Here is a 17246-nt window from a genome sequence, read left to right as displayed (position 1 = left end):
CCCGTAAAAAGAGAGAGTGTACACGCTCAATGCATTCGAAATTCCGTAAGCTCAGTGCGTCAATTGTGGTTATTGCGGCGAGTTTCGGCCTGGCAGCGCCGGCCTCTGCGCAAGTTACGCGCGAGGAAATCCAGCGCGACCGGCTCGAACAGCAATTGCGCACCGAAGGGCAAACGGTCAGTGTTGATGGCACTATCGAACGCGCGCCATGCCCGCTGGCAGGTCCGCAATTTGCTGATTTGAAATTCACTTTTACCGGTGCGCAATTCACGGGTCTTGACCGGATTAACGGGGCGATTGTGGCACCGGCATATGCCGACCTGATCGGCCGGGAACTGGCGGTTGCTGCTATTTGCGATATTCGTGATCGCGCGGCCACGATCCTGCGTCGGGCAGGCTATCTTGCGGCGGTGCAGGTGCCGGTGCAGGAGATTGACGGTGTCGTGCGTTTCGATGTGGTGCTCGCACGGATGAGCGCTGTGCAAGTGCGCGGAGAAGCGGGACCCTCGGGCAAATTGCTACAGAAATATATCGACCGACTGGTCGATCAACCGGTGGTCAATATCGACGATGCTGAGCGTTATTTGCTGCTGGCACGCGATATTCCCGGATTGGATGTGCGGCTGGTGTTGCAGCCAGCGCCGCGCGAAACTGGCGCGCAGGCTGGCGATGTGGTTGGCATTTTCAATGTCGCGCGGACGCCATTCTATTCGGACGCAAACATCCAGAATTTAGGATCAAAGTCGGTTGGCCGTTTTGGCGGCTTGCTTCGCGCGCGGTTCAACGGGGTCACCGGCCTCGGCGATGAAACAACGCTCAGCTATTACATGACCAGTGAGTTCAAGGAACAGCAGGTCGCCCAGATCGGGCACGAGTTCCGCATCGGCGGCGAAGGACTGAAATTCGGCGGAAATCTTACATTCGCCAAGTCGACGCCGGACATAGCGGGACCGGATGTGTTCAAATCGGATACTTTCGTGGCCTCTGCCTATGCATCCTATCCATTTAAAAGATCGCAGACGTCCAATGTAATCGGTTCAGTTGGCGTCGATCTCATTGATCAGGATATTGAGTTTACCGGATTGCCGCTCAGCAAAGACCGGTTGCGCGTCGCTTATGTCCGGGTCGATTTCAACAAAGTGGACGCAGACAGTCTGCGCGGCGTCAGCGGCTATTCCGGGTTTGAGCCCCGCTTCGCTTTGGCGGGGTCGCTTGAAGTGCGGCAGGGCTTTGACATTTTCGGTGCGACTGAGAGTTGCGGTGTCGGTTTTGTGAATTGTACCGCAGCCGGCGTTGTGCCGCCATCGCGCCTCGATGGAGATGCGACTGCTTTTGTTGTGCGCGCGCAGGGCCAACTGGATTACCGTCCGAACCCTCTGCTTAAGTTCAGCCTGAAGCCGCGCGTACAATTTTCGCCCGATCCGCTGCTCAGTTATGAGCAAGTCTCTGGCGGCAATTACACCGCAGGACGCGGCTTTGATCCGGGCGCAGTGATTGGTGACAGCGGCTATGGCGGGCAATTCGAAATCGCTTATGGATCGCAAGTGCCCGAAACACCGGGCGGCTTCGCATTCCAGCCCTATGCGTTCTTCGATCTTATGGCGGTTAGCACCAAGAATGTAGCGGGCGATCCGCAGACAATTTCATCTGTCGGCGGCGGTGTCCGCGCGACGCTGGGCAGACTTGCCAATCTGGATATTTTCGGAGCGGTTCCGCTCGAGAAATCCCCGTTCCAAACGCAGCGCGATGATGTCCGGCTGCTGATGACTCTGTCGATCAGATTGGCACCATGGAACAGGTGAACCGCGACCGAGATAATTTAAACCGCAAGACCGCGGACCGCGCCACACCCGGCGCCGAGAGGACTGAATGATGGGTAGTAGAGCAGAGAGCTGGTCCATGGCAGCATCAAAGAGCAGCGGCCGCCTGCGATTGCTTGGTTCGGGTTCGGCATTGGCGAGTGCCGTTGCGCTCGCCGCCTTATCAACGACCGCGGCATCCGCGCAGTCTATTCGCAGCGATATCCCGAGCATTCCATCTATTGAGATTCCGGTTCCGATGGAGATCGGTGGACCTGCTCGCGGTCCGATTATGCAGGCTCCAGCGAATGATATGCCTTCCGTCCGAAGCCGGGCACCGGCTGCATTTCCGACTCCGATTGCCACACCATATTTTGTCGAGCGCAACAGGCTCACTCTCGACCCGCCGGTCTTGCCTTTGCCACAGCAGAACGTGGCGGCGCCTGCCAGTGTGGTTCCAGCCCAGCCAATTCCGATCGTGCCGGATCAGGTTCAGACGACAGCGGTGCTGCCCAATGTGAATGCGCCTGCGACAAGCATGGTTACCACCTCTTCCACAACAAGTGCGCCGTCTCCGGGCGATACCGACACCAATGGCATCAATGTTCGCGCGTCTGCGAACTATTTCAGCAGCGAGATTGATTTCCGGCCAGGTACAGCGGTGGACGTTGTCGATGTGCTTGCCGCTCAAGCGATCATCAATTGGACGACTTTCGATCCGGGTACCGCTGGTGGCCAAGTTACCTTCTTGGGCGCCGGCGGGAATCTCGAATTTACCAGTGCATTAGGCGATTATACGGTTCTCAACCGCGTATTCACCCCAACAATCGACAATGCGATCCGCATCGACGGAGCTGTGACCAGCAATGTTCTCGGCGGATCGGCAATAGGCGGCAATGTCTGGTTCTACAGCCCCGGCGGCATCGTTGTCGGCCCCGACGGTTCGTTCAATGTTGGTGGTTTGGTGCTGACCAGCAGCAATCTGAATTCGATTGACGCTGGTGGTACAGAGCTGAATTTTCTCGGCACCGCAGAACCCGATACGGTGGTCGAGGTTAGCAATCTGGCGCGGATCGATGCCAATCAACAGGGCAGCTATGTTGCGCTTGTTGCGCCGCGCGTAATTCAGGACGGCCGTGTCAGCGTGGATGGTTCAGCCGCATATGTCGGCGCTGAACAGGCTCAACTAACGATCAATAACGGCCTGTTTGATATCACGGTCAATGTCGGCACCGACGATGCCACTGGTGTGAGCCATTCCGGGACGACCACAGGCCAAGCCTCCCAAGCCACATTCAACTCCACTGGCAATACGATCCAGAACGCGGATCCGCGCGCGATCTATATGGTCGCAGTGCCCAAGAACAACGCGCTTAGTATGTTGGTAGGTGGTGATATTGGTTACCAGCCTGCAACGGCAGCAGCGGCAACGCCAAATGGCACAATTATCCTGAGCGCGGGTGCCAATGTGTCCAGCGACGGAGTGCTTGCGGGTCCGACCATTACGATCGACAAAGATAACGCCACCCCGGGCGCGAGCATCAATGTTTCGGAAGCAACTTTCCGCGCGAATACTACCATGTTCGCCAGTGATACGATTGACCTGACTCAAGGTAATGGTCAGATTTTCAATGTCACAAGCGATAGCCGCGAGGATTATGAACTCGACGTCCATGCTGGCGCTGGTGTGGATTTTGGCACGACTGGAAGCGGGGTCATCTCCATCGCTGGCGATTTGATTCTGCGGGCTGGCGACAACGGCATTGGCGGCGATATCGCTTTCTCGGCCGATACGACTGGCGTCAAAGCCGGAGCTGCCGATCCAAACGGCCCCAACGCGAATGTGAGCATTGGCGGAAATCTGACTCTTGATGCCAGTGGTGCTGGCAGGGATGATTTCTTCACTATCCGCGATAATGGCGGGACCGGCATTGGTGAGGATGCTGTCGGCGGCAATATTACGTTCGAAGTCTCCGATGGCGGTAGCTTGTCCATTGACGGCAATCTGATCCTCGATGCCAGTGCACAGGGCGGAAAGGGAGAGGTTGTCAGTGGCAATGCTACGGCGGGCGACATTACTTTTACCATCGCTGACAGCGACACAATTTTCGCCGTCACCGGTGCGACTATCCTCGATGCAGGAACCGTGTCAGCAGGTACCGGAAAAATCGGCGGCAATGGCCCCGCGGCGGAAGGTGCCGACGGTATCGGCGGTGATGTCACAGTAAACTTGACGGCAGGTAGCTTTAGCTCCGGTTCATTGTCGATCAACACTACAGGTGAAGCAACCGGCGGCGTTGATGATACCGTGCCGCAAGACAATCTGGGACGCGCTGGCGCGGTTGATGTCAACGTAACCGGAGGGTCCCACACGTTCGGATCGGTCGGTATTGCGGCGAACAGCGTCGGCGCTAACTCTTACGATGTGGATGGCAATCGTAGCGCAGGAAGCGCAGGACGCGGGACCATCGATGTGACGGTCTCCGGCACCGATACAACATTATCAATCAGCAACGATTTGAACATTGATGCCCAAACATCAGGAACCATTGTCGATCCTGCCGGGACTGTCGTTTCGATTGTCGCTCAGAATACCGGTTCAAGCGGAGGCGGCATTCTGGTGGGTGATGACATTTTCATCAACACATCAGCTAGCGATGGCTCTGGCACCGGTGCCGAGATTGCCGGATCGATCTCGGTTCTGGCTGACTCGTCCAATATCACTTTCGATGCACTTGATTTCGATGCGGTGGCCTCGCCTAGCGGGGACACTTTTTCCCTGTCCGGTGAAGGGCGCGATTTCCAGGGCGGCGACATTACAATTGAAGCCAGCAATTTTGGAGTAATCAGCGGGCGAAGAGCATCGCTATCCAGCAGCGCGTCGGGTTCGGATGCCGACGCGGGAGACGGCACCGGCGGGACAATTAGGCTAACCGCAGATGATGGCCGTATTGCGCTGACACAAAGTCTGTTCCTGACGGCGTCCGGTCAAGGTGGATCAGGGATCAATCCGGACGATCCATTCGCTGTGGGAGTGGGTCAAGGCGGGAGTATGGTTCTCACTGTCACCGGTGGTGGTGGGTCGATGGCGTTCGGCTCCGTTTCGGCAAATACCGATGGTTCGATCTTTTCCGACCCGGAAGGCGGCTTTGGCTTTAATGAAGGCAACGGCGGCAACGGCATTGCGGGCGACGTCACATTCAACATCGAAGGCGGCACTTTCGATGCGGGCAGCGTAACCGTCAGGTCCGATGGAAGTGGAGGACCCGGTGGTGATACGACCAACCTTCCGGCATCGACTGCCAGCGACGTCACAGTCGAGTTCTTTGGCGATACAGTCGATTTCGGCGGATTTGGTACGCAGTCTGTTGCATCGACCAGGGCATCTTCTGTCCCGATACCGTCACCGGCGCCGGCAGCGGCTATGGCTGGCGCGCCGGGCACGGGTTCCGGCGGCAAGGGTGGTAACGGCGTCGGCGGTACGGTTGAGTTCAATCTGACCGGGGGCACGATGACCGTGACCGATCTCGACGTTACTGCCGACGGTGTTGGCGGTGATGGCGCATTTGGTGAATTTAACGCTGGTACCCTTGCTGGTGATGCCGGCGATGGCATTGGCGGCACAGCGACGTTTAATGCCATCGACGGTTCGCTGACCGTAACCAACCAGCTCAGCGTGACCGCGCGCGGCAATACTGAATTCAATAGCGGCGATGGCGGATTCGGCGATGGAGTTGCTGGAGGCGCGGGCGGTAATGCAATCGGCGGCACAGCAACGTTCAATCTGAACGGAAGCGCGACAATCACCGCAGGGGATGTCCTTGTAAGCACCGATGCATATGGCGGACGCGGCGGTTCAAGTAGCGGACGCTTCGATGCCTTAGCCCAAGTATTTCTGCCTGGTGAAGACGGCGGTGATGGTGGTTCCGCTACCGGCGGCGATGCTGTGTTCAACAATGTTGCCGGGAACATTTCTTTTGCAACCCTGACGGTGTCGTCCGATGGCGAAGGCGGTGTCGGCGGCGACAGTTTCGGCCCTAGCACTGGCGAAGCGGTCAACGATGGCGGCATTGGCGGGGCGGGCCTTGGCGGCTCTGCGACGATTAATCTGAATCAAGATGACGGCTCAGACCCGAGCTATATCGTGCGCGCCCTGGGAACAGGCGGTCGGGGAGGGTCTGGCCGTGATGGTGCAGATGGCGGTGACGCGACGGGCGGTATAGCGCGGCTGAACGTCAACGATGTTGCGGTCAATTTGACAACTGCCACGGTTGACGCATCGGCAACCGGCGGTGAAGGCGGATTCGCCGATGGCGATGGCGGCAATGGCGGTGCAGGCGGTGAAGCGCGCGGCGGAACGGCGATACTGGACGTCAATGGCGCGGCGGGCGTTCTGACATCGGATGCCGCGCTGACTGTGGTGGCGGCTGCAACCGGTGGCCTTGGTAGCAATGGCGTCGATTTGAACTTCGGCATCGGCGGCGCGGTCGATGCAGGTGATGGCGGTTCTGGTGGCAATGCCGAGGCTGGCCTCGTGCAAATAATTGCTCGCGATGGCGCGACGGCGACTTTGCTGACCAACGGCTCAACCAATGCCAACGCGTCTGGCGGCGGCGGCGGCGGCGGCGGCGTCGATTTCGTCAACTTTAACGATCTGGGCGACGGCGGTGACGCTGGAAGCGCGACCGCAGGAACCGTGGAACTGATTGCGGAAAGCGGCGGGACGCTTGATATTGTTGGAACCGGCGGCCCTGCGATAGTCAGCGCGGACGCGGTTGGTGCGGAAGGCGGCTTCGGCGGGTCTTTGACGTTTGGCTTCGAGGGACCGAACGGCGCAAATGGCACGACGGCGGGCGGCGAAGTCGCTTTGATTGCGCGCGGCGCTGGTTCGGCATTGACTCTCGTCTCCGATTTTCAGGCAACAGCCAATGCTACGGGTGTTAGTGGTACGAGCAGTAGCCAAAGTACCGGAGCGGATGCGACCGGCGGCTTGTTATCTATCGAAGTAGATGGCGGAGCCACGATTACTGCACTGGGTAATGTCGATTTGACCGCCAATGCTATTGGTGCCGACGGACTGTTTGCGCCGGGCAATGCCGATGGCGGCACCGTCGATATTTTTGTGATCGACGGCACTTTGGCGCTTAATGATCTCTCGATTTCGCTAACGGGCACCGGCACCGATGCGGGCAATGATTTCAATGGCACGATCGGAGACGCAGGTTCGGGGACCGGCGGGGAAATCACCATGGATGTCGGCAGCGCAGGCGTGCTCGATATCCAGACATTCTTTGCCGAAATCAGTGGCTTTGGCGGGACTGGTTCTGACGATGGCACGAATACGACGGAAGGGCGCGGCGGAGCGGGAACCGGCGGTGCGATGACCGGGCGCTTTGCCGGAGCACTCAACAATCTGACCAGTTTTACCGTTCAGGCCACAGGCAATGGCGGAAATGCGGGTGACGCTCAGGACGGTGCCGATGGCGCGAGCGGCGGCTTGGGCGCTGGCGGCTTTGTCGATGTCGAATTCTCCGGAACCGGGCCGCTGTTAATCAGTGCGCCGGATATGTTCTTGTACACATTCGGCAATGGCGGCGCTGGCGGCGCCGGCGGCCAAGGCGACATGGTCGTCGATGCGGGCGAGGGCGGCGCAGGCGGAAATGCCTTGGGCGGAGAGATACGTTTTGCCATTTCGGGTGCCGGAGCATCGTTAGACCTCGGCGGGGCGACGACAATACTCGATAGCGGTGCCAATGCCGGAACGGGCGGTCGCGGCGGAAGTAATTTCGGTGGCGGCACGGGCGGTGGTGGCGGCATTGGCGGTGATGCTGATGGCGGGACCACCCTCATCGAAGCAGGCAGCGGAAGCACACTCACTTTGGCTGATGGGGCGAATATCGCCAGCAATGGCACGGGCGGCAGCGGCGGCCAGGGCGGAAATGTCGATATGGGCTCTGGCGGTTTTGCGGGAACAGGCGGCACGGGCGGTGTTGGTACGGGCGGTTCGCAAACTCTGCGTGCAACCGGCGGCACTATCCAAGGCGGCGATTTGCAATTGACTGCTGTCGGTTTTGGCGGCTCGGGCGGGATCGGCGGTGATGACGGACTGACCGTGATCGGCGCAGACGGCAATGGCGGTGACGGGATTGGCGGCACAACTGCGCTCGAAATTCTCGACGGCAGTCCGGGCATCATTACTCTCGGTAATGTCGATTTACTCGCCAATGGAGCAGGCGGCGCGGGCGGTGTCGGGGGAGCGGGCATTGGCGGTCTGGTCACGATCACTGATCTTTCGGTTGATCCGGCTGGTTTGATCACTCTGGGTTCGCTCGATGTCGATGCGTCGGGCGCAGCGGCAATTGTCGGTGGCGGCTTCGTGATGTCGAGCGGCAGCGGCCCGATCACGATCACCAACAGCATGGCGATCAATACTGCTGGTGACATCATTTTTGATTTCGATGGCGATGGTCAAGTCACAGTCGGCGGAACAACTCAGTTGAACACCGACGGAAACGTCGCGGTCACGCACACCAACAACGCTACTCCAACTGTTTCGATCGATGTAGCAGGCAATTTCACTTCGGTATCAGGCGGCGATTTCACCTCTGGAACGGGATCAACTGTGAGCTCGGGCAATGAGATGTTTGTGCTGGCAGGCGGCGACATTTCGGCTGATGATCTGCGCGCGGCACCGTTTATCTTGCTCAATGCGCGCGGCTCTGTGGTGCTCAACGATGCTGTGGCTATCGGTCCGCAAGGCCTTTCCAATTTCGGCGGCATAATCATTGACGCCGGGCTCGATACGACCGCCGGTGTTCCGCTCTATGATCCGAACGAAAATGTGACGATTACCGGCACGGTTCAGTCCTATAACGACATTGTTGTTCGTGTCGGCGGCAGCGCCACTTTCGCAGCGGGTTCGAGTACCACTGCGGATAATGCGCTGTCGGTCCGGAGCGGCGATGACATTATCATCGTCTCTGGCGCCACAGTTGCGGCAGCGAATGACCCCACGTCCTTCATCAACCTTGCCAGCCCCTTTGCGAATGGCCCCAATCTGAGCCTGCTCGCGGGAGACATCACCAACCTGATCAGCGTTCCGAACACCCCGATCGCCTCCGTGGCGATTGGCGGCATTGTGAATGCAAATGGCGGGGCAGTGATCCTGACGGGCAGTGCGGTTGACGCGCTCGCTGGCACTATAAATGCAAGCTCGATCCAGGCCGATATCAACGACGCACCAGCCAACGGTTTTGCGCAAAGCGATGACAATGGTTTGCTCGACGCGAATTGCCTGCAGGGGAATGTCTGTTTCGGTAACATCTCTGCCGACAACCGGATCGAGATTGGCCAAAGCAGCAACAATGGTGTGATTGCGTTGCTGGTCGAGCAAGGCACAGTCAATGCGCAGGATATCCTGATCACAACCCGCTCTGACATTGTCATGGGCACCAGCGGTATTGCGACCGCATTGGGCGCAAGCAATCAATTCTCTGCAATCAGCACTGAAGGCGATGTGAACCTTCTAGACGCGGCCATTACCAGCGATTCTATCGTCATTAGCGCGGCGGGCAGCCTGCTGGGTACCAGCTCGCTGACCAGTGCCAACAATATCCAGATTGCGGTCGGTGAGGATGTCAACGCGGCATTGATCGATACCGATGGTCAACTGATCGACGGGACCGGCGGTACGTTCAATTACACCGTTCCCGGCTCGATCAATGTCGGGATCTACAATCTCGGGGATCGCACTGCGCGAATTGACGCAGGTAACAATATCAGTTTCGGGGCGATCAATATTGACGGTAATCGTGACATTCGTCTGACAGCCGCGACAACCGGCGCAGGCGATGTGTTCCTTGGTACGGTCACTGGCGCTCAGGATATTTTCCTGCGCGGCGACAATATCAGTTTCACCGATCTGACATCCTCTCAATTCATCGATTTTCTTACGCTAGGCACAATCACGGGTGGTTCGCTGACCTCCGCCAGCATAATGACGCTCGAAGGTGTATCGATTGATGTTGGCGATCTCGATACCGGGTTCATCACCAACATAAATGCGACGGCAGGCGATGCTTCCACCGGTAATATCACCAGCACCTCCTCGGTTCGCATTGATGCGGCCGGCAATGTGACGACGCTGAATGTTTCTGCGGCGGGCGGAGCCCGGATGTTTGCGGGCGGTAATATCGATGCCGGTACGATTACGACCACGGGCGCAGTCGCCGACATCGTCTTTGATGCAAATGGAACGCTCGATTTCGCGGGAATAGATGGATCACGTCTGGTCAATCTTGACGGCACTGCAATTACAGGCGGGGACATTCTGGCTGCGGCGGGAGTAGCCATTGATGGGACGTCGATTGGCATCGGCAATGTTCGCTCAACCGGCGGATTTGTTACGCTCACTTCGACCGTTGGCGATGTAAGCACGGGCGATCTGACGTCAGACACGCTCAGCGTGCAGGTGGACTCTGCAGCCAATGTCAATGCGGGCGATATCAGCGCTGCTGCTTCGGGCAGTATCACATCGGCGGGCAACACCATTGTGGGGAACATCACGTCAGGGAACAATGTGACTCTGAATGTGGATGGCAACCTAACCAGTGGCGCGCTAGACGCACAATCGGTTAGTCCGGGAATGACCATCAGCGTTCTCGGTGACGCGGATATCGCGAGCGCGAATTCGAATGGCCTTCTGACATTGACGGTCGACGGCACGCTGACTGGCGGAGACTTCACTTCGGCAAGCCTGAACCGGCTGACCGCTGGTTCAATCGATATCACCTCTGCTGGCTCGACCGGTCAGGCGCTGACAGTGGTGACCAATCTCGGCGATGCGATAATCGGTTCGACCAGCTCGAACAACGGGACAACTGTCACTGCTGCCGGAGCGGTTGATGTGGGTGATGCTACCGCTGGCACCTCTGTAACGCTGCGCGGCCAATCGGTTGCTCTTGATTTGGGAGACATCGGCGGCAATCTGACGCTTGATGCGACCGGCGGCGATGTGAGCGGGACGGGCGCAATCAATGTGGGCGGAGCAATCGATCTAGATGCGACGGCTAATATCGCGGTCGGCTCGCTCGATGCCCAAGGCGGAAATTTCAACGCAGACGCGGGTGGCACGATTGGTTTCGTTGCAGCGTCGGCTAACGGCAATGTCGTTATGGCAACCACGGGCGCAATCAATGGCGGTGATGTCACTGCAAGCGGCACAGCCGATTTGACCGGCGGCAATATTGCAGTGAACGATGTGGGCGCTGCCAATATCGATCTGACCAGCGGCGCGGACATTCTGTTCGACAGCCTGACTTCACCCAATGCGATCACGGTAACTGCGGCAAATGGTGCCATCGGTGCCAATACCGGCAAAGGCGATATCGATAGCGGCAATGATGTGACGCTCACGGCTGAGTCTATAGCACTGGGCGACGTGACAGCGACCGGATCAGTCGGTGCATCAGCAACCAACGGCAATGCAACCTTCGGAACCTTGGATGCGGCAACGGACATCACCATTTCCGCGACGGGCACGCCCACAGTCGCCAACGCGATCAGCGGCGGCAACACGAGCATCACAGGTGCGTCAGTGGCGGTGAATAATGGTACAATCGGCGGCAATCTGACGCTCAACGCGACGGCTGGCGATATCGACGGCAACGGAACTGTCACCGTCGGCGGCGCGATTGACTTCGACGCGACTGGCAATGTCGGCTTTGGCGACCTGGATGCTCAGGGCGGTGGCTTTGCCGTTGATGCAGGCGGGGCAATCGACTTTACCGGCGCGACGACCAGCGGTGATGCGATCTTCAATGCCAACAGCGCGATCACCGGCGGCGACGTAACCGCAGCCGGCACGGCAGAGCTTGATGGCGGCGATATCGCGGTTGGCAATGTCGATGCAGCCAATATCGCACTGACTAGCGACACGGATATTCTATTCGACAGTTTGATCTCGCCCAATGCGATCACGGTTTCGGCACTCAACGGTGCAATCGGAGCCAATACCGGAAGGGGAGACGTCGACAGCGACGGCGACATCACGCTAACCGCGCAAACAATTAATGTCGGCGAAGTGACCTCGGGCGGGTCCGTCAGTGCCGATGCAACCGCAGGCGATGCGGCGTTCGTCGAAGTCGATGCGGCGACCGACATCTCTATCAGCGCCACGGGAACACCCACAGTCCTGATCGCTACAAGTGGCGGCAATACGAGCATAACTGGCGCTTCGGTCGCACTGAACCATGGCACAATCGGCGGCAATTTGACGCTCAACGCTACTGCTGGCGATATCGACGGCAATGGCGCGGTTACCGTCGGCGGCGCGATTGACTTCGATGCGGCCGGCAATGTCGGATTTGGTGACCTCGCAGCACAAGGCGGCGATTTCACCGTTGATGCGGGCGGGGATGTCGCTTTCACCTCGGCAACCAGCAGCGCGAATGTGGCGATCACCGCTGATGGCACTGTCGATGGTGCGAATGTCGCGGCGAGCAATCAGGTTGATCTAACAGGCAGGGCTATCACGCTGAAAAATGTCACGACGAATGGCCCAATCAATATGTCGGCCTCCGGCGGGGGCATCTTGGTCGATAATATTATCTCCGATGATGATGCGATCACGCTGGACGCTGCCGGGAGCATCACCGCTGATCATGCCGAAGCCGGGACCGATTTTAATGCCACGGCGGTTGGCAACGTAACGACCGGATTGAATTCGATTATTACCGGCGGGAATATCCTGATCGTTGGCGATATTATCGATCTGGGTAATTCGTCTGCAGGCGGCTCAGTCAATATCACCGGCAGTCAGATTGATTTTGTGACCTTGGTCGCCGGCGCCGCTGCTGATTTGGAGACGATTGACCTGAGCACGGTCGGACTCCCCAGTAACGGTAACGGCAATATCACCGGTGTCGATCTGACGGCCGGGCCCGGCGCGAGCGCGCTGACCGCGCTTGGTTCAATCGATATCTCGGGCAATACCGCGATTGGCGGATCGCTGACGGCGGATGCGGTGAACAATATCAACTTCGGAACTATCGACGTGCAAGGCGGCAATTTCATCGCCGATGCTGGCGGTGCGATTAGCTATGGCAACGTGACCGGAAGCGCAGATGTTCTGTTCACCGCGGTGGGTGCGATCGCCGGTGATGATATCCTCACGGCAGGGGCGATCCAGCTCGACGGCGGAGACATTGCGGTCGGCGATATTGCCGGTTCGACGATCACGGCAACCAGCGGCGCGGATGCGCTGTTCGATAAACTTGTAGCGACCGGAGCGGTCACTGTTTCGGCCGCCAATGGGGCCATTGGCATTAATACGGTCAATGGCGAAATCCTTGGCGGCGCGACGGTTGATCTGGCCGCTCAGGCGATCACGGTTGGCGATGTGTCTGCTGTGAATGGTGTGACGGCGACGGCTTCTGCCGGTTCGATTACCGCTGGGAACGTCACAACCTCTGGTCTTGGCGCTAGCATCGCGCTGAGCGCGGCGGGTGCGACCAGCGATGTCAGCACCGGCAATACAACAACAAACGGCGGCGATATTCTTGTCTCGTCGGACCGCAATATTGCGGTGACAAGCGCGGCGACCAGCACAGGCACGCCGACAAGCGGCACGATTGCAATGCTTGCTGCCGGTGATGTCGCGGTCAGCGGGGCATTGTCTGCCGGAGAAGATGTCGCGGTTCGCTCTCTCGGTAACATCACGCTGGGCACGGTGACAGCGGGTGACGATGTCGTGATTGAGGCAGACGGCTCGATCACTGTGGATTCAGCGACGGCAACCGGCGCAGGCATCGATCTGTTTGCGGTCAGGCTCGATGCGGCCAATGCCGGTCAACCGAATGCAATTGTTTTCGCAGCGGAATCGCTTGCCGGTTCGAATATCGCTCTCACGAGCGATGCGGATATGACCGCTACGGGCACTCTCGACGCTGCTGATGATATTACGGTAACCGCAACCGGCACACCGCGCGTCGGCAACGCGATCAGTGGTGGTAATACGAGCATCTTCGGTGCCTCGGTTGCACTCAATAGCGGTACCATTGGCGGCAATCTGACTCTCAACGCTACCGCTGGCGATATCGATGGCACTGGCGCGGTAACCGTTGGCGGCGCTATTGATTTTGACGCGGTCGGCAATGTCGGATTTGGCGACTTGGATGCGCAGGGCGGCGACTTCAGTGTCGATGCGGGCGGCGGTGTGGCCTTCACTTCGGCGGCCAGTAGCAACGATGTTGTGATCACCTCTGGCGGCACGATCAAAGGTACCGATGTCACGGCTGTCAACCAAATCGATCTGACAGGCAGTGCGATCATCCTGCGCAATACAACCGCAGGTGGTGCGATTGACGGCACCACAACGGGCGGCGATCTGGCTATCGACAATATGGACTCAGGCGGTGCTATCGCGCTCGGCAGCGCCGCCAATATCAACGTCGATCATGCGGAGGCGGCGACAGACTTTATTGCGACAGCGGTGGGTAACGTAACCACAGGCCTCAACTCGATTATCACCGGCGGCGATATTGTCATCTCCGGCGATCTGATCGACCTCGGAAATTCATCTGCTGGCGGATCTGTCGATGTGTTTGGCGGACAGATCGACTTCGTGACGCTGACAGCGGGATCGACGATCGACCTTGAAACAGACATTGTGCTCGATGCGAATGGTGGACGGGCCGGGAACGGCAATATTACCGGCGTCGATTTAACCGCCGGGCCGGGTGCAAGTGCGCTGACCGCAATTGGCTCGATCAATCTTTTGGGCGATACCGCTATCGGTGGAAACGTCGACATGGTCGCAGCAGGCGACATCTTCGTGGCGGATGCGAATGTACAGGGTGGCGACTTCACTGCGGATGCAGGCGGCGACATCAATGCCGTTACCGTCACCGCGAGCGGTGTGATCGATTTCCTAGCCGGAAACTCGATTGGTGTGTCCGGAAATATTACAAGCGCGAACGGCGTTAATTTCACTGCGATCGCAGGTGAAGTTAGCAGTGGCAATATCCTCACTGGCGGCGATGTTCTTATCGATGCGGGTACCGATGTTTCGCTCAGCGATATCGCGCTTGATCTGACATCCGTGACCATCACGGCGGGTGGCAATGTTGTTTTCAATGACATTATTACAGCGCAAAATGTTGGCATCCAAAGCGGCGGCGCGTTGGACTTCGCGAATATTAATGCAGCTGGTGATGTCTCTGGCACTGCGCAGGACGGAATTAATGGGCAGACCATTGCAGCTGATGGTTCTGTCGCGCTCAGCGGCGCGACCACCACTTTGCAGAGCGTAGCAGCAGGTGGAAACGTGACCAGCCAATCGCTGGTCGGTGCGGCCACTATCGATACCGTTACGTCAGGCGGCACCATCGACATTGATGCAGCCGGATTGGCCGATATCGGCACCGCGACGGCGACTTTTGATCTCGACATCAAAGGTAGCTCGGTCACGATTGGGCAAGCGAATGCAGGCGGCACAATTGATCTGGAATCGGGCGGCGCCGGGAGCGTATCCGCCGGAGCATTATCCGCGGGCGCAGATATCCGCGCCGATGCCGGAACTGGCGGATTTACCGGAACCACACTCGATGCCGATCAGGCGGTCATAGTCTTCACCGATGGCGGGGCTCAATTCACTGGCGCGAATGCCGATGATTTCGTTTCCGTCACAGGCGACGGCGACGTTACGGCGACCAGCATCACGGGTGGCAATGGAGCCGTTGTCGATGTCACCGGCTCACTCGCCGCAGATACAATCGCAGCCGGTGCCAATGGTGTGGCTGACATTACTGCCACGCAAGGTATCACCATCGGCACGCTAAGCGGCGTAGCCGCAACCTTGCAGGCGGATGCAGGAGCAGTCGCTGTGACCACTGACGTAGCGGTGACTGAACTGGTCGACGCAACCGGTACAACTGTCTCGCTGACCGCGCTGGGTGATCTTCAAACAACCGTCGATGCCACCAATGGCGGCGCCGACATTACCGCGGGCGGAAACCTTGATCTGCAAGGTGTGACGGCAACGGGCTATATCACTGTCGTCAGCGGCGGTTCGACGGAAGTGAATGGCGCGCCAGTTATCACGACATCACCAACGCCGATATCGGGCATGCAAGGCACGCAGCAAGTCACATCAAGCGGCGGAAATATCTCCTTCACTGTGGGCGGTGACTTGACCGTCAATGCGGCGGTCTCGGCGGCGAATGATCTGACTATGGACGTGAACGGTTTGATTGATCTGCAAGCCGTTGCGGCGGGGCAGGTGATCAATGCACAGTCGGGCGACATTACCATCGGCACGAGCGGCGCATTGGGGCGCAGCGACCAGACCGACACAATCAATATCGCAACCGACGGCGATATCACGCTGGGCGGTGCAGGTGGTGCACAGGGCTTTGAACTGGACAATGACGAGTTCTCGCGCGTTCACAGCGGCGGCGATGTCACGATCTCGGCAAATGGCGTGACTACGGGCGAGGGTAATATGACGGTCGATGATCTCGCCGTCGCAGTCGGCGCGGGAACCGGAGGTGCTGCCGATGGCAATATCGGTCAGGGCGGCAGCTTTTCGCTCAGCGCGGGTAACGATATTGGCGTGATCGGCAACGGCGTAGTCGGCAATGCAAGCGCGGATACCGCGCTGAACATCGATGCGGGTAATTTGCTCAGCATTGATCCGGAAACGGGCAATTTGCGAGTCGAAGATGCCAATTCCGCGATTACTGGTTCGATCAATCTGGCCGCACGAGCGATCGTCGCAACAAGCCCCACAGCGCAAGCTGATATTGCGGGTGCTGCCGTCACGGACATCGATACGCGGTTGGGCCAGAATGACGGGGCAATCCGCGATGATGGCGTGATCCAGGGCAGCACCGTTACTTTCACGGTGGATGATGCGCTGCTGATCCAGAACACCGGCGAAGGTACAGACTTTGGTGATCGCCGCGGCTTTGTAGCAGATACGGTTACGATCAATTCGAGCAATCCCGATGTCGCTATCGTGATCAATGGCATTGTGGACGGCGTTGCCGGTATCGACACAATTCCACTCGCCGACATATCGGCGGATTTTGATCCGGCATCGACCATAAACGGCTGCCTCATCGCTAATCCGGCAAGCTGTGCGGCGGTGATTGATCCTGTCGATCCGGCCAATCCTACGACAAATGATCCCGTCCAGGATCTGATCGAGGAGCAAATCCCGGGCACTACGCCCGCTGATGGCAGTATCGGCACGATCCTTGTCGAACTCCGCGAAGATCCCGAGCGTGAGCTTGATCCGCTGATCGATGAGCCGGTAACGGGCGCGGGCAACGAAGATCTGTGGGTCGGCGAGGAAGACGAGGGCGAAGCCGATGTGGATTGCGACGAACCGAGCGGAGTGTGCCCAACAGAGGGCGAACTCGAACCGGCGGAATAGGCTGCGCTGAA

2 protein-coding genes are annotated in these 17246 nt (G+C 58.5%); both read left to right on the top strand.

Annotation, left to right across the window (positions count from 1 at the left end; all coding sequences use genetic code 11):
• Window positions 1-29: 29 nt before the first annotated feature.
• Entirely contained in the window at window positions 30-1802 is a 1773-nt protein-coding gene (locus tag GRI35_RS11880; protein WP_160614353.1) for a ShlB/FhaC/HecB family hemolysin secretion/activation protein, read from the top strand.
• 97 nt (window positions 1803-1899) lie between these two features.
• The gene (locus tag GRI35_RS11875; protein ID WP_160614352.1) at window positions 1900-17235 is read left to right on the top strand and encodes a hypothetical protein; all 15336 of its coding nucleotides are present in this window, start codon (window positions 1900-1902) and stop codon (window positions 17233-17235) included.
• The last annotated feature ends 11 nt before the right edge of the window (window positions 17236-17246 follow it).

The organism is Pontixanthobacter aestiaquae, assembly GCF_009827455.1.
In the GTDB taxonomy this organism is placed as follows: Bacteria; Pseudomonadota; Alphaproteobacteria; order Sphingomonadales; family Sphingomonadaceae; genus Pontixanthobacter; species Pontixanthobacter aestiaquae.
This window is presented reverse-complemented; position numbering and strand designations above follow the sequence as displayed.